Origin of the sequence: Polaribacter sp. Asnod6-C07, assembly GCF_045063625.1 — a bacterium.
GTDB classification, from domain to species: domain Bacteria; phylum Bacteroidota; class Bacteroidia; order Flavobacteriales; family Flavobacteriaceae; genus Polaribacter; species Polaribacter vadi_A.
Map to the genome: position 1 here is coordinate 2,019,816 of NZ_JBEFOF010000005.1, position 14,011 is coordinate 2,033,826.

Consider the following 14,011-nt stretch of genomic DNA (forward strand, 5'->3'; position numbering starts at 1 on the left):
AAATAATTAAATAAATGAAAAGTTGATTAACAATTTTGAAATTATAGGCTTGGTTGCTGCTTTTATTACAACTTCGTCTTTTTTGCCACAAGTTTTTAAAGCATATAAAACTAAAGATACAAAATCATTATCTTTAACTATGTATGTTGCGCTTTTTATAGGTAGTGTAATGTGGTTAATTTATGGCATATATTTAAAGAGTTTATCCATAATTTTAGCAAATGCTATAACAGCTTTATCAACGCTTTATTTGGGAATTTTAATTTTAAAATATAAAAAATAACATTTCTAAAAGTCATTATACTAATCTATAATGGCTTTTTTTTATTTAGATATGGGAAGAAAAACACACAGGTTTACAAGAAAAATACATCGTTATTTGGGTTTATTTATAGGTATACAATTTCTTTTTTGGACAATTGGTGGTTTATACTTCAGTTGGAATGATATGGATGACGTGCATGGAGAAACGTTATTAGATAAAACCGAACATACCTTTGCTTTTTCTTACAACGAGCCTATTAGAAAGCTTTTAAATTTCTTAGAAGAAACAGATGCTAAACCTATTAAATATATAGAAGCCATTGTTGTAAATAAAGATAGTTTATTACGTGTAACAAGAAGTAATGATATTCTCTTTTTAAATTTAAATAAAAACCAATACAAAGTTCGAAAAGCATTAACTAAAGAAGAAAGTATTGCCTTTGTAAAGAGCAGATTGTATAATGCATTGCCAGTAAAACAAACAGAATACTTAACAGAAAAAGAAATTACCAATAAACACGAATATAGAGGGAATCCTTTACCAGTCTTTGCAATTACTTTAGAACACGAAACAAACACAACAGTTTATGTGCATCCTAACACAGCAAAAATCACTAAAGTAAGAAATGATAATTGGCGTAAATTCGATTTTTTATGGATGCTACATGTGATGGATTTCGAAACTAGAGATCATATAACCAATTGGGTGTTAAGAGCTTTTTCTGTTTTAGGTTTGTTAACTATTTTATCTGGCTTTTACTTGTTTTTTATAAGCTCGCCAACACTTAGAAAATGGCGTAAAAAAATTAAAGGTTAACTTTTATTACAAAGATTGATTTTTAATCTATAAAAAGTTACTTTTGGTAAAACTTATTTGAATTCTATGATTACTACTAGGCAAAATGGAAGTTTATTTACTAATATTCAAAACAATATTGCTACCATAGAATTTGGTCATCCTGCAAGTAATTCTTTTCCAAGTGAACTGTTAGAGAGGTTAACCAAAGAATTAAAAAAACTTTCTTTGAATGATGAAGTTGCTCTTATCATTCTAAAATCTGAAGGAGAAAAAGCCTTTTGTGCTGGTGCTTCTTTTAATGAATTATTTGCAATTGCTAATCTAGAAGATGGCGAAAAATTCTTTACAGGTTTTGCGAATGTAATTAATGCTATGAGAACTTGTAGTAAATTAATTATTGGTCGTGTACAAGGTAAAATTGTAGGTGGTGGAGTAGGTTTAGCATCCGCTTGCGATTACGTTTTAGCAACTGAAGCAGCATCAATAAAATTATCAGAATTAACTATTGGTATTGGGCCTTTTGTAATAGAGCCTGCTGTAACCCGAAAAATTGGTTTAGCAGCAACATCAGAATTAACTTTAGATGCCACAAGCTGGAAAAATGCTTATTGGGCAAAAGAGAAAGGTTTGTATGCAAAAGTTTTTGAAAATATAAAAGAGTTAGATATTGAGGTGGATTTGTTTGCTCAAAAACTGGCAAGTTATAATCCATCAGCTTTAGCTAAAATGAAAAAAGTATTGTGGCAAAATACGAATCACTGGGATGATCTTTTAATAGAAAGAGCTAAAATTTCTGGAGAATTAGTTTTGTCTGAATTTACTAAAAATACTTTGGCTAAATTTTCTAAAAAGTAAATAATAAAAGTTTATGCTGATTTAGATTCAGTGTTAAAACAAAATAAATGAGAATTGTATCAACAAATATAGGAGAACGAAAAGAAATCACATATAAAAACAAAAAAGTGATTACAGGTATTTTTAAATATCCTGTTGATAAACCTGTTTTTTTAGATATAGAAGAAGTAAAAGGAGATGAGATTTCAGATAGAGAACATCATGGGGGTATAAAACAGGCAGTTTATGGTTATTCTTTAAAACATTATGATTTCTGGAAACCTAAATACCCAGAATTAGAATGGAGTTTAGGTATGTTTGGTGAAAACTTAACGATTGATGATTTAGATGAAACTAAAATTAATTCGGGTGATACTTTTAAAGTTGGTGATGCAATTTTAGAAGCAACAGTGCAAAGAAGCCCTTGCTATAAATTAGGAATTCGTTTTAATAACATGAAAATTATAAAACAATTTTGGAATACAACTTTTTGTGGTGTATATTTCAAAGTTATTCAAACAGGGTATGTTAAAGTGGGAGATGAATTTGAAAAAATTAAAAGCTGTCCAGAAAACCTTACTATAGCAGACATATTAATTAAAAAGAAAAAAGAAAAAGGGATTTAATGAAACTAAGAAAAAGATATATTTTACTCATTTTACTAGCTTTATTACCTTTTTATAAATTATATCATAAAGAAGATTATTGTTTTGGTGATGTAGATTTGGTAATTATTGGTGGACTTACGCTTATTTTTATTATTACTTTTTTAGCAATATTTTTTTACAACCTATACAAAATAACCATAAAGAAAGAATTATTTAATTTTACACCTTTAATAATCACAGCTGTTTTTGCGGTAGTATTTAACAGAGCTTTAGAATATCATGATAAAGCTATTTTTAAAGATAAAGTTCAAATATTTAATAGTTTTTCTAAAGAAAAAGCTTTGCTAGAAATTATTTTATTTGATGATGCTACTTTTGAGTTTAAAACAATTTACGAAAATTCTTATTGTGTAGAAAAAGGAACTTACGAATATAAAATGGACTCTCTATTTTTTTATAAAACAAATAAAATAGATGGTAATATTGTTTTTGGAGATGTATATATTTATAATAAAGTAAATCAAAGATTAAATCCTATATATACTGGTTTACCAAATTTTACATTAAAGAATTAATTTTTAGCGCCTTAAATTAAGAGGTTGTTAATTCTAAGAAGATTTTAAAAGAAAATCATTTTTTTATTAAAAAAATATAGAAAATAATCTTTATATTTGCGTGTGGTTTTTTTAAAACCACACTTTTTCTTTTTCATAGCAATTTTCCCACTCAGTTTTGAGTGGGTTTTTTTTATGCTTTTAAATAACAAAAGGCTTTAAAAAACATTGTAAATTCATAATTATCAAATATCTTTGCAAACGATTATTGGTAATATGAATTCAACAGCAATTTCAGAGACAAATTCTTCAATGCAAACAATTCTATCAGATTTAAAACAGCTAACAAAAGTTGGTCTGTCTTTTAGTGTGGTTTTTTCTTCTGTTGCAGGTTATTTGTTGGCTGTAGATGTTATTAATTATACAACACTTTTACTTTTAGCAATTGGTGGTTTTTTTATGGTAGGTGCATCTAATGCGTTTAATCAAATTATAGAAAAAGATACAGATGCAGTTATGCAACGTACAAAAAACAGGCCTTTACCAACAGGTAGAATGTCTGTTAATTTTGCATTAACAATAGCTGTTGCTTTTACTATTTTAGGTTTATCAATTTTATATAGTATAAATCCTAAAACAGCATTATTTGGTGCAATATCTATTTTTATATATACATGTGTTTATACACCATTAAAAGCGGTAACACCTTTAACTGTTTTTGTGGGTGCAATACCAGGTGCAATACCTTTTATGTTAGGTTGGGTAGCAGCAACAAATGAGTTTGGTATAGAAGCAGGTTTTTTATTTATGATTCAATTTTTCTGGCAGTTTCCACATTTTTGGGCAATTGGTTGGTTACAATTTGAAGAATATAAAAAAGCAGGTTATAATATGTTACCAATGAATACTAAAGATAAAGGAGCTGTTAAACAAATTATTTTTTATACTGCTATAATGATTTTAGTATCTATAGCACCAGTTTTAAAAGTATCAGGTAATTTTTATATTTATCCTGCAACAGCAATTTTAGTAGCATTATTAGGTTGTATTATGTTGTATTATGGAGTAAAATTGCATAAATCAGAAGAAAATACTGATGCTAGAAAATTAATGTTGGCTAGCGTTTTATATATTACAGTGGTACAAGTTGTTTATGTAGTTGATAAATTTTTACATTAAAAGATGATAGGAGAGCAAGCTTTAAAACAAGAATATGTAGTTGCAAAAAAGAAATCTGCAAAACCAATGTTATGGGTTTCTATGATAAGTATGGTTATGTTTTTTGCAGGTTTAACAAGTGCTTACGTTATTAGTATGAAACGTGATGATTGGGTTTCTTTTGATTTACCTCAGGCATTTTACATAAGTACTTTTTTAATTGTAGCAAGTAGTATAACATTATTTTTATCGCAAAGATTTTTAAAACAAAATAAAAGACAATTATCTTTAATAATGGTTGTAATAACCTTAATTTTAGGTCTTGGTTTTATTTGGCAACAATATGTTGGTTTTAATCAATTAAAAAGTATAGGATTATTTTTTACAGGACCAGAGAGCACAGTATCAACATCATTTATAATAGGTATTACTTTTATGCATGTTTTACACTTGCTTGCAGGTGTAATTGTACTGTTTGTTGTAATTTATAATCATTTTAAATACAAATATAAATCAGAAGATATGCTTGGTTTTGAACTAGGTGCGATTTTCTGGCATTTTGTAGATATATTATGGATTTATCTATTTTTCTTTTTCTCTTTTATTAAGTGATGAAAATTAGCTATTTTTGGCAAAACGTTTAAGATTTTAATTAAATATTATTTATGGAAGCAAATATTGCTATACCTTCAGACGGAAAAAACACTTGGGATGGTGGTGCTGTAAGACCATTTGGCGCAAGTTATGGTAAAATGATGATGTGGTTTTTTATCGTTTCTGATGCATTAACCTTTTCAGGATTTTTGGCAGCCTATGGTTTAACTCGTTTTAAATTCATTGACTCTTGGCCAATTGCAGATGAAGTTTTTACCCACATACCTTTTATACATGGAGAATTCCCTATGTATTATGTGGCTTTTATGACATTTGTACTTATCTTTTCTTCAGTAACAATGGTTTTGGCTGTAGATGCAGGTCATAAAATGCAAAAAAGTAAAGTAGCTTGGTATATGTTTGCTACTATTATTGGTGGTTTAATATTTGTTGGCTCACAAGCTTGGGAATGGAATACCTTTATTAAAGGTTCTTATGGAGCTGTAAAAACTACAGATGGTAAGGTTTTACAATTTGTAAAAGATGGGCACCAAATAGCATTGTCTGATTTTGTTGTTGGTGAAAGAATGGATCATAGAGAATCTGATACCAAAAAGAACGGATTATGGTTTGAGAGTGGAGAAGCTGTTTCTCAGTACTCTGTTGCTCAAATTATTGCTTCTTATAAAGCAGACCCTTCAATACAAATTAGAAGTGAACAGATAGACTTAGATAAAAAACAAAAGATTATTTTATCAAGAGAAAAAGGTCTATCAGAATTAACTAAAGGAAAAATGGTTTTAGAAGGTGCAAATCTTAAAGCAAATGAGTATGGTAATACTATTTTTGCAGATTTCTTCTTCTTTATTACTGGTTTTCATGGTTTTCACGTATTATCTGGTATTGTACTAAACATTATCATATTTATGAATGTAGTTCTTGGTACTTACGAGAAAAGAGGACACTATGAAATGGTAGAAAAAGTAGGATTATATTGGCACTTTGTAGATTTAGTTTGGGTATTTGTATTCACATTCTTCTATTTAGTTTAATAAAAAAATAGCATTAAAATGGCACACGCACACGAATCTAATGTAAAAAGAATATGGATGGTATTTGGTTTACTGTCTTTAGTTACAATTGTAGAAGTAGGTTTAGGTATTGTTAAACCAGGTTTTTTACACTTAACTAGTTTTTTAGGTACAAGCCCTTTAAACTGGATATTTATTATATTAACTTTGTTTAAAGCATACTATATTACTTGGACATTTATGCACATGGAAGGTGAAAAGAAATGGTTTAGACGTTCTGTAGTTTGGACAGCAGTTTTCTTAATCTGTTACTTAGTAACTTTACTCTTAATTGAAGGAGATTATTTATACGAAACATTAGGACCACTAGTAAAATGGTAATTAAAATATAAAGGTGGTTTTAACCACCTTTTTTTTTACTTTAAAAATGTGTTAATTCAGTTTTAAAATTATTTCTGGTATATGAAGTTTTTTACAAAAAAAAGAGTTGTTTTATTTTTACTTTTTATTTTTCCGTTAATTTGCTTCTTGTTTTTATCTACAGGAGAAAATAATTTTAAAAAGTTACCTGTACTTACTCAAAACGTAATAGATGTTTCTGAAATAGACGCTTCTAAATCAGTTCAACTAAAAAATAATGTTACTATTATTTGCTTTTTAGGTGATGATATCAACGCTATAAAATCTGGTCTTTTTAATTTAAATGAAAAGGTTTATAAGAAGTTTACAGATTATAAACAGTTTCAAATTATTGGTATTTATCCTAAAGGAAAAGAACAAGATGTACAAAAGTTAAAGAAAGATATTGGTGCTTTTACAGATATGCAAAAATGGAGATTTATTGCAAGTTCTAAAGCAGAAATAGAAGCTTTTTATTCTAGTTTTGAGTTTAATGAACCTTTAGTAAACCTAGCTTCTGCCAAAGCATTTTTAATAGATAAAGATGTGAATTTAAGAGGTAGGTTAAATGATGAAGCTTCAGGTAATAGACTTTATGGTTACAATATGAATTCTGTTGCAGAATTAAACGGAAAATTAAAAGACGATGTAAAAGTTTTGTATTACGAATATTATGCAGCTTTTAAAGAAAAAAATAAGAATAAAGCAGATAGAAAAGAAGTAGGGTTATGAGAAAAAAGTATTCTTACGTAGGTATTGCATTTATTGTATTATTGTTTGGTATTTATACTGTGCCAAAAGTAGTAGATCGTTTTAAAGATTCTGATTTAGTAAAGTTCGATAAAGTACCAGATTTCGAATTTACAAACCAAGAAGGTAAAACAATTACTAATGAAACCTATAAAGGTAAAGTATATGTTGTAGAATTTTTCTTTTCTACATGCCCAACTATTTGTCCTTTAATGAACAAAAAAATGCTAATCTTACAAGACGCTTTTTTTGGAAATCCAGAATTCGGTATTGCTTCAATTTCAATAACTCCAGAAATAGATACTCCCAAAATTTTGAAAGATTATGCAAAAGACAATGGTATTAGCCATAAGAACTGGCATTTGCTAACAGGTAAATCAGAAGATGTTGTGTATGCGTTATCAAACAAAGGTTTTAAATTGTATGCAGGTAAAGGGGATGAATCACATGCTGGTTTTGAACATTCAGGTTTATTTGCTTTGGTAGATAAAAACGGTTATATACGATCTAGAAAAGATGAATTTGGTAACCCAATTATGTACTATAGAGCTTTACAAGAGCAAACTTTTCCAGATCAAATTATAGAATTAAAAGAAGATATTAAACTATTATTAAATGAGTAATCTAGCAGAAGAAAAAAAATATAAAAAAATTATAACAGCTTTATCTATAATAATTCCTATCGCTGTTGCTGCTTTATTTGGTGTTAACTTAAGACAATTAGGTTTTGATGTAGAACCTTTAACTTTTTTACCACCAATTTATGCTACGATTAATGGTTTAACAGCAATACTTTTAATAGCAGCTGTTGTTGCTATTAAAAAAGGTAATAGAAAATTACATGAGCAATTAAACACGTTTGCAATTGCTTGTTCTTTGGCTTTTTTATTGATGTATATAGCTTATCATATGACATCTGATTCTACCTCTTTTGGTGGAGAAGGTGTAATTAAATATGTATACTATTTTATTTTAATAACACATATTGTTTTATCAGTAATTGTAATTCCTTTTGTTTTAATTACTTATATGAAGGCTAAACTAGGTAGTTTTATAGATCATAAAAAAATTGCAAAAAAAACTTTTCCTTTATGGTTATATGTTGCAGTTACAGGTGTTATAGTATATTTAATGATATCTCCTTATTATGTTTAATAAAAAAATAGTAATTTTTTTATTACTGATATTTTCTTCAGTAAAATATTCTTCTGCTCAATGTGCTATGTGTAAGGCAGTTGTAGAGAATGGAGATGTTGCTATGGCTGAAGGTGTTAATAACGGAATTTCTTATTTAATGGTTTTTCCGTACTTGTTAATTGGTGCTTTATTTTATGCATTATACAGATATAGAAAGCAAACGAAAAATTAACATTTCAATAAGAGTAAATTCTTGTAACAAATTTTACTTTTAGTCGTCTTATAAGCACTATCAAAAGAATAAAATCTTCTTTTGTAGACAATAACACAAATAAATCAACCATAAACTAACTCGTTTTGAAAACTAAATTTATTCTATTTGTAGCTTTTTTTACTTCTATTGCTACATTTTCTCAAAAAAAATGGACTCTTAAAGAATGTGTAGATCAAGCTCTAGAAAAGAATATATCTATACAGCAAAATAAACTAAGTTTAGAACTTGCTAAAAAAGATGTAGAAATTGCTAAAGGAAATTTTTTACCAAATTTAAATGGAAGTTCTTCTGGTAGATTTGGTTTTGGTTCTATTATCGATAATATTAGTAATTCAAGAATATCTACAGATAACTTTAATGCCTCTTTCGATTTAAGTTCTAGCGTTACTGTTTTTAATGGTTTTAGAAATACAAATACATACAAACAAGCACAGCTAGGTGTAGAAAGTAGTGTTTTAGATTTAAAGAAAATAGAAAATGATATTTCTTTATTTGTAGTAAATGGTTACTTAAATATTTTATTTGCAAAAGAAAATTTAGCAGCAGCAAAAGTACAATACGAAATTAGCAAAACTCAAATAGAAGCCGCAGATGCTCGTTTTAAATCTGGTGTTATACCAAAAGGAGATTTATTAAATACGCAATCTACAGCAGCAACAAACTTACAAGCAGTAATAAGTCAAGAAAATGCATTAGACTTAGCTTTACTTAATTTAGCACAATTATTACAAGAGCCAACAGAAGGCTTTGATGTTATGCCAATTGATGTTGGTACACCTTCTGCAAATTTATTCTATAAAAATTCTAATGTAATTTATTCTAAATCTTTAGATAGAATGCCAGAGATTGAAAGAGCTAAATTAGCAATAGAAAATGCAGATATTAACATTGAGATAGCTAAAGGTGCTTTTTTACCTTCAGCATCTTTATTTGGTGGTATGGGTACTGGTTACAGTCATAGATTTAATGAAATCTTTACTAATGATTATTTCTTTAAACAATTAAATGATAATTTAGGTTATAATATTGGTGTATCATTAAGTGTACCTATTTTTAATCGTTTTCAAACAAAAAACAATGTGGCAAAAACAGTTATTAATAAACAACTTTCAGAAACCCAATTAGAAAGCGAAAAATTAAATTTAAAACAAACTATTGAGCAGTCTTTTTTAGATGTTAAAACTGCTTTAAAAAGTTATGAAGCAGCTAAAATTTCTTTAGAAGCTCAAGAGGAGTCTTTTAAAAATGCCCAAGAGCGTTATAATTTTGGAGCAATGACACAGTTCGATTTTGATCAAGTTAGAAATGGTTTGGTAAATGCACAATCAACTTTAATTCGTTCTAAATACGATTATGTTTTTAAAACAAAAGTTTTACAGTTTTATGCTGGAGACTTAGTTTTAGAATAAATAAAAAAAAATAAGTTTTAGAACCTCACTATTTTTAGTGAGGTTTTCTTTTTGATTTATATTTGCAAATAAAAATAGATTTTGAGTATTATCCTTAACATAGAAACTGCAACAAAAAACTGTTCTGTTAGTATTGCCAAAAACGGAGAAATTTTAGCACTAAAAGAGTTAAATAATGGTAATTATTCTCATGCAGAAGTGTTGCATCCTTTTATTGTAGATGTTTTAAAAGAAGTAAATTTAACGACTAAAGAAATAGATGCTGTAGCTGTAAGTAAAGGCCCTGGCTCTTATACAGGTTTAAGAATAGGTGTTTCTGCAGCAAAAGGTCTATGTTTTGCTTTTGATAAACCTTTAATTTCTATTGATACTTTAACTGGGTTATCTTATGCTATTTCTATTGATAAAGGTATTATTATACCAATGATAGATGCAAGAAGGATGGAGGTTTATGCAGCAGTTTATAATCAAGATCATCAACAAATACGAGAAATAAAAGCAGAGGTTATAGATGAAAACTCTTTTTCTGATTATTTAGAAAAGCATAAAGTTTATTTTTTAGGTGATGGGTCTCAGAAATGTAAAACAATTATCAATCATAAAAATGCTGTTTTTATTGATGATAAATTTCCATCAGCAAAGGAAATGGCAAAGTTGTCTTTTATTAAATACAAAAAAAGCGACATAGAAGATGTCGCTTATTTTGAACCTTTTTATTTAAAAGATTTTGTTGTAATACCAGAAAAGAAAAAGAAACCTACTTTTTAGTTTTATTCTTCTGATTTGTTAATGTTCACTCTATGTGGGTAAGGAATTTCGATACCTGCTTCATCTAATGCTATTTTAACATCTTCTGTAATACCAAAATATACATCCCAATAATCTGCAGAATCACACCAAGGTCTAACAGCAAAATTAACAGAACTATCTGCTAATTCAGATACGTTAACTGTTGGTGCAGGATCTTTTAATACTTTAGGATGTGAAGTTAAAACATTCATCAATACTTCTTTTGTTTTTTTAATATCAGCATCATAAGAAACTCCAATAACTAAATCTACACGTCTTGTACCTTCTGTTGTATAGTTTATAATATTACCATTAGATAATGCACCATTTGGTATAATAATTTCTTTATTAGAAAGTCCAGTAAATTTTGTAGTAAAGATTTCTATTTCTTTAACTACACCAATTTCTCCTTGAGTTTCTACTAAGTCTCCAATTTTAAAAGGTTTAAAAATCATTATTAAAACTCCACCAGCAAAATTTGCTAAAGAACCTTGTAAAGCTAAACCTACAGCTAAACCAGCAGCAGCAAGTATAGCAGCAAAAGATGTAGTTTCTACACCTAATTTAGAGATAACTACAATAAAGAGTAAAATTTTTAAAGCCCAGCCAGCTAAGTTTCCTAAAAATTTTTGAAGTGTAATATCTACACCACCTTTGTTCATTAATTTTTTCGCAGAGTTAACTACAATTTTAATTGCAAATAAACCAACAATTAAAATTAATAATGCTGTTACTACTTTAGGTGCATATTCTACAAATATGTCTTGAAATTTTTCAATGTATTCTTCCATTTTTTTTGTTTTATTGATAGATTTTGAAGTGCAAAAATAAAGTTATTTAAAATACCAATAAAGAAATTATACCTAAAATAGCTGGTATAGATTGTACATATAGAATTTTACGGTTCTTTGTTGAATATGCACCATACAAGCCTGCAATAAAAACACAGGTTAAAAAGAATATTGCAACATCTATTTTAAATGTTATAATTGACCAAATTAATCCTGCAACTAAAAAGCCATTGTACAAGCCTTGGTTAGCAGCCATAACTTTTGTTTCTTCTGCAAATTGCTTGTCTTTAAGACCAAATGTTTTAATTCCTTTTTTAGTTGTCCATAAAACCATTTCTATATAAACTATATAACAATGTATTAATGCAACAAGTAATATTAATGTAATTTGATAATACTTCACTTTTTTGTGTTTATTGTGAGTTCATAATATACTAAATATATCTAATTATTTAATATTAGTCTTTATTTTGTTGTTAATCAACAGTAAAAATATGAGATTTCAACCCTCAATGTTAAATTAATGTTACCAAAACGTTTCTGAAAGGTAAAAATAATGTATATTTGTAAAAGTAATGTTAACTTAAATATATATATCATGAAAAAAATAATAACAATATGTTTGCTTTTTATGGCAACAATAGGTTTCTCTCAAGAAAATAAACCAACTTATGAAACTGTAGGTGATTTAATAAAAGTTACTTATTATTTTGAAGATGGAGCTATTAAAACTCAAGGCTTTTTTAAAGATAAAAAATTAAGTGGAGAATGGACCAGCTATAACAATGAAGGTAAAAAGATTCAATTGGCTTATTATAATGAAGGCAAAAAAGTTGGGAAATGGTTTATTTGGAATAATGAAAACCTTAAAGAAATTACTTATGAGAATAACTCAGTAGCTTATGTTAAAACATGGAAAACTGATTCTGAAGTTGCTCTTAATAATAAATAAGTTTACTTATGTTTAGTTCTTTATAACTCATTAGAAAATTGTTTTCTAATGAGTTTTTTTATTTCTTTATTTATCAAGGTTTTGAGTATATACTAAAGCTTTTTTTCTTGGATTCAATGTTCTAAATAACGTATATGTGTTTAAATTTAGCTAATAATTACAGACTTTTGCGTTTGTGAGGTTTTCACGTGAAAAACCCGAAAAAGCAATAAATTTTACAAGGTGTCAATTGTAGTTCATTTTATTTCGAGTTCTGCTTGCCATTCATAAAGTCCTCCGCTTTCAAATACATCCCCTTTTAAAAATTCCACAAGAGATTATGTCATATTTTTTTCTGGATAACTTACTTTAAATATTTCATATTCTCCAATTTCGGAAATTCTAATTCCTCACATATCTGAGTAAATCATATATTCCGAAAAGGAAAAACAATTTTTTCCATAATTCTTTTGATATTCTGTTATTTCAGAAAGGGGAGTAATATTAAATATATCCTCAGTATAACCAAATCCGTTACAGATTAAATAGAATTCTGTCAAATAGTTTGGTAGTTTAAATCTAATTTCATTTTCAAAGTCAATAATTTCAGAATAACTAGCAGGTTTATTCATTTCAATTCCTTCTTTCTGATGTTTTTTTGAATATTAAGTCAATTAATTCTTTCATAGAACGATATGGTTTAGGAGTCCATTTTTATTATAGTTAACAATCTATATAAAGGTTTTTTCATTAAATATAATTGCTAGAAGTTTAGAAAGAAGATAAAAGTGAAACATGATGTTTCGCATTTCAATAAATAATTCGATTGTTATTATTAGGTTTAAATATAATACAAGCTATTATTCAGCACTTGATATAGAGCAAAAAAAAACGTCTAGAATTAATTATTCTAGACGTTTTTAAATTATATGTGAAGTCCTTTATTACTCTACAATTAAAGTAAAAGGAATACTATATTTTACACCTACTGGTTTTCCTCTTTGTCTTCCTGGAGTCATTTTAGGTAATTGATTCATTACACTAACAACTTCGCTTTTAATTTTTGGGTGTGGTGCTCTTGCTTGAATATTAACAATGTTTCCACTTTTATCAATTTTAAAAGCAATAAATACTCTTTTTCTTCCTGGAGAAAGACCTAATTCGTTAGGTAAATCTGCATCAAATTTTCTAGAGAAGTGTTTTTGTACTTTTTGACTGAAACATTTTTTTAATTCAGCTTTACTTCCTTTACAACCAGGAAATACTGGTACATCTTCAATAATCATAAAACTAACGTCTTCGATTACTTCTTCTACTTCTTCTACTTCTTCAATTTCTTCTACTTCTACAGCTTCAGTTTCATCAGTTTCAGTAGATTCTATTACAGTCTCTTCAATCTCTTTTTCATCTTCAACAATTTCTATTTTTTCTGGAGTTGGTGGTGGTGGAGTCTTAGGTTTAACTGGCTCAACTCTTTCAGTAATAGGAATTTCTTCTTCCATTTCTGCGTTCATGCTAACAACTTCTAAATCACCATAGACTTTGTCATACGTTTTTTGTTCTATTGCAGCATATGTTACAAATAAAGCCAATACAAGCCCAATTTGCATAAATATTTTACTGAAATTTTCTAAATTCGATTTAGGATTTTTCTTAATTTCCATTCTTAAAGAGTTTATAATAGGTTGC

Annotated in this window: 20 protein-coding genes; 16 read left to right on the forward strand and 4 right to left on the reverse strand. The window is 27.7% G+C overall.

The annotated features are described in order from the left end of the window. Positions 1–22: 22 nt before the first annotated feature. The 15 genes from ACJJVK_RS08565 (at position 23) to tsaB (ending at position 10,579) form a co-directional block, all read left to right on the forward strand. The gene (locus ACJJVK_RS08565) at positions 23–283 is read left to right on the forward strand and encodes a SemiSWEET family sugar transporter (protein WP_252726772.1); all 261 of its coding nucleotides are present in this window, start codon (positions 23–25) and stop codon (positions 281–283) included. A gap of 30 nt (positions 284–313) precedes the next feature. Next, positions 314–1,081, forward strand: coding sequence for a PepSY domain-containing protein (locus ACJJVK_RS08570; protein WP_405565165.1), 768 nt, complete (start codon positions 314–316; stop codon positions 1,079–1,081). Between the two features lie 66 nt (positions 1,082–1,147). Then, entirely contained in the window at positions 1,148–1,918 is a 771-nt protein-coding gene (locus tag ACJJVK_RS08575) for an enoyl-CoA hydratase/isomerase family protein (protein WP_405565167.1), read from the forward strand. 47 nt (positions 1,919–1,965) lie between these two features. Then, complete coding sequence (locus ACJJVK_RS08580; RefSeq protein WP_215993543.1) at positions 1,966–2,523, forward strand: MOSC domain-containing protein; 558 nt, start codon at positions 1,966–1,968, stop codon at positions 2,521–2,523. Then, complete coding sequence (locus ACJJVK_RS08585; RefSeq protein ID WP_405565170.1) at positions 2,523–3,080, forward strand: hypothetical protein; 558 nt, start codon at positions 2,523–2,525, stop codon at positions 3,078–3,080. Before ACJJVK_RS08580 ends, ACJJVK_RS08585 begins: the two co-directional genes overlap by 1 nt. Positions 3,081–3,335: 255 nt before the next feature. After that, positions 3,336–4,238 carry a heme o synthase gene (gene cyoE, locus ACJJVK_RS08590; protein WP_215993541.1) on the forward strand — a complete coding sequence of 301 codons (903 nt, stop codon included), beginning with the start codon at positions 3,336–3,338 and terminating at the stop codon, positions 4,236–4,238. Positions 4,239–4,241: 3 nt separating this feature from the next. Beyond that, positions 4,242–4,829 (forward strand): heme-copper oxidase subunit III, encoded by a 588-nt coding sequence (locus ACJJVK_RS08595; protein WP_405565172.1) that lies wholly within the window; start codon positions 4,242–4,244, stop codon positions 4,827–4,829. A 53-nt stretch (positions 4,830–4,882) separates the two neighbouring features. Then, entirely contained in the window at positions 4,883–5,863 is a 981-nt protein-coding gene (locus tag ACJJVK_RS08600) for a cytochrome c oxidase subunit 3 (protein ID WP_215993539.1), read from the forward strand. Positions 5,864–5,881: 18 nt separating this feature from the next. After that, complete coding sequence (locus ACJJVK_RS08605; protein WP_215993538.1) at positions 5,882–6,223, forward strand: cytochrome C oxidase subunit IV family protein; 342 nt, start codon at positions 5,882–5,884, stop codon at positions 6,221–6,223. Positions 6,224–6,304: 81 nt separating this feature from the next. Beyond that, positions 6,305–6,973 carry a hypothetical protein gene (locus ACJJVK_RS08610; RefSeq protein WP_405565174.1) on the forward strand — a complete coding sequence of 223 codons (669 nt, stop codon included), beginning with the start codon at positions 6,305–6,307 and terminating at the stop codon, positions 6,971–6,973. Further along, positions 6,970–7,614 carry an SCO family protein gene (locus ACJJVK_RS08615; protein WP_405565177.1) on the forward strand — a complete coding sequence of 215 codons (645 nt, stop codon included), beginning with the start codon at positions 6,970–6,972 and terminating at the stop codon, positions 7,612–7,614. Before ACJJVK_RS08610 ends, ACJJVK_RS08615 begins: the two co-directional genes overlap by 4 nt. After that, positions 7,607–8,146 carry a DUF420 domain-containing protein gene (locus ACJJVK_RS08620; protein ID WP_215993535.1) on the forward strand — a complete coding sequence of 180 codons (540 nt, stop codon included), beginning with the start codon at positions 7,607–7,609 and terminating at the stop codon, positions 8,144–8,146. Before ACJJVK_RS08615 ends, ACJJVK_RS08620 begins: the two co-directional genes overlap by 8 nt. Then, complete coding sequence (locus ACJJVK_RS08625) at positions 8,139–8,360, forward strand: hypothetical protein (protein ID WP_405565180.1); 222 nt, start codon at positions 8,139–8,141, stop codon at positions 8,358–8,360. The genes ACJJVK_RS08620 and ACJJVK_RS08625 overlap by 8 nt, the downstream gene beginning before the upstream one ends. Before the next feature lie 125 nt (positions 8,361–8,485). After that, positions 8,486–9,811, forward strand: a complete 1,326-nt coding sequence (locus ACJJVK_RS08630) for a TolC family protein (protein ID WP_215993533.1) — start codon at positions 8,486–8,488, stop codon at positions 9,809–9,811. A gap of 81 nt (positions 9,812–9,892) precedes the next feature. Then, positions 9,893–10,579, forward strand: a complete 687-nt coding sequence (gene tsaB, locus ACJJVK_RS08635) for a tRNA (adenosine(37)-N6)-threonylcarbamoyltransferase complex dimerization subunit type 1 TsaB (protein WP_215993532.1) — start codon at positions 9,893–9,895, stop codon at positions 10,577–10,579. Positions 10,580–10,581: 2 nt separating this feature from the next. Here tsaB and ACJJVK_RS08640 read toward each other — a convergent pair whose 3' ends face one another. Together ACJJVK_RS08640 and ACJJVK_RS08645 are read right to left on the reverse strand one after the other, a co-directional pair. Then, a complete protein-coding gene (locus ACJJVK_RS08640; RefSeq protein ID WP_405565184.1) occupies positions 10,582–11,391 on the reverse strand; it encodes a mechanosensitive ion channel family protein in 810 nt (269 codons plus the stop codon). 46 nt (positions 11,392–11,437) lie between these two features. After that, positions 11,438–11,794, reverse strand: a complete 357-nt coding sequence (locus ACJJVK_RS08645; protein WP_405565187.1) for a DUF1304 domain-containing protein — start codon at positions 11,792–11,794, stop codon at positions 11,438–11,440. Between the two features lie 195 nt (positions 11,795–11,989). Here ACJJVK_RS08645 and ACJJVK_RS08650 point away from each other — a divergent pair, with 195 nt between their 5' ends. Continuing rightward, positions 11,990–12,343, forward strand: a complete 354-nt coding sequence (locus ACJJVK_RS08650) for a nicotinic acid mononucleotide adenyltransferase (protein WP_405565190.1) — start codon at positions 11,990–11,992, stop codon at positions 12,341–12,343. Positions 12,344–12,732: 389 nt separating this feature from the next. Here ACJJVK_RS08650 and ACJJVK_RS08655 read toward each other — a convergent pair whose 3' ends face one another. Together ACJJVK_RS08655 and ACJJVK_RS08660 are read right to left on the reverse strand one after the other, a co-directional pair. Beyond that, positions 12,733–12,954 (reverse strand): SMI1/KNR4 family protein, encoded by a 222-nt coding sequence (locus ACJJVK_RS08655; protein ID WP_405565192.1) that lies wholly within the window; start codon positions 12,952–12,954, stop codon positions 12,733–12,735. 312 nt (positions 12,955–13,266) lie between these two features. Next, positions 13,267–13,986 carry an energy transducer TonB gene (locus ACJJVK_RS08660; protein WP_405565195.1) on the reverse strand — a complete coding sequence of 240 codons (720 nt, stop codon included), beginning with the start codon at positions 13,984–13,986 and terminating at the stop codon, positions 13,267–13,269. Positions 13,987–14,011: the final 25 nt, after the last annotated feature.

Bases quoted from the DNA above. Each gene is read 5' to 3' on its own strand.
- ACJJVK_RS08570 (WP_405565165.1), top strand. From the start codon at position 314: ATGGCTTTTTTTTATTTAGATATGGGAAGAAAAACACACAGGTTTACA.
- ACJJVK_RS08575 (WP_405565167.1), top strand. From the start codon at position 1,148: ATGATTACTACTAGGCAAAATGGAAGTTTATTTACTAATATTCAAAAC.
- ACJJVK_RS08580 (WP_215993543.1), top strand. From the start codon at position 1,966: ATGAGAATTGTATCAACAAATATAGGAGAACGAAAAGAAATCACATAT.
- ACJJVK_RS08585 (WP_405565170.1), top strand. From the start codon at position 2,523: ATGAAACTAAGAAAAAGATATATTTTACTCATTTTACTAGCTTTATTA.
- cyoE (WP_215993541.1), top strand. From the start codon at position 3,336: ATGAATTCAACAGCAATTTCAGAGACAAATTCTTCAATGCAAACAATT.
- ACJJVK_RS08595 (WP_405565172.1), top strand. From the start codon at position 4,242: ATGATAGGAGAGCAAGCTTTAAAACAAGAATATGTAGTTGCAAAAAAG.
- ACJJVK_RS08600 (WP_215993539.1), top strand. From the start codon at position 4,883: ATGGAAGCAAATATTGCTATACCTTCAGACGGAAAAAACACTTGGGAT.
- ACJJVK_RS08605 (WP_215993538.1), top strand. From the start codon at position 5,882: ATGGCACACGCACACGAATCTAATGTAAAAAGAATATGGATGGTATTT.
- ACJJVK_RS08610 (WP_405565174.1), top strand. From the start codon at position 6,305: ATGAAGTTTTTTACAAAAAAAAGAGTTGTTTTATTTTTACTTTTTATT.
- ACJJVK_RS08615 (WP_405565177.1), top strand. From the start codon at position 6,970: ATGAGAAAAAAGTATTCTTACGTAGGTATTGCATTTATTGTATTATTG.
- ACJJVK_RS08620 (WP_215993535.1), top strand. From the start codon at position 7,607: ATGAGTAATCTAGCAGAAGAAAAAAAATATAAAAAAATTATAACAGCT.
- ACJJVK_RS08625 (WP_405565180.1), top strand. From the start codon at position 8,139: ATGTTTAATAAAAAAATAGTAATTTTTTTATTACTGATATTTTCTTCA.
- ACJJVK_RS08640 (WP_405565184.1), bottom strand. From the start codon at position 11,391: ATGGAAGAATACATTGAAAAATTTCAAGACATATTTGTAGAATATGCA.
- ACJJVK_RS08650 (WP_405565190.1), top strand. From the start codon at position 11,990: ATGAAAAAAATAATAACAATATGTTTGCTTTTTATGGCAACAATAGGT.
- ACJJVK_RS08655 (WP_405565192.1), bottom strand. From the start codon at position 12,954: ATGAATAAACCTGCTAGTTATTCTGAAATTATTGACTTTGAAAATGAA.
- ACJJVK_RS08660 (WP_405565195.1), bottom strand. From the start codon at position 13,986: ATGGAAATTAAGAAAAATCCTAAATCGAATTTAGAAAATTTCAGTAAA.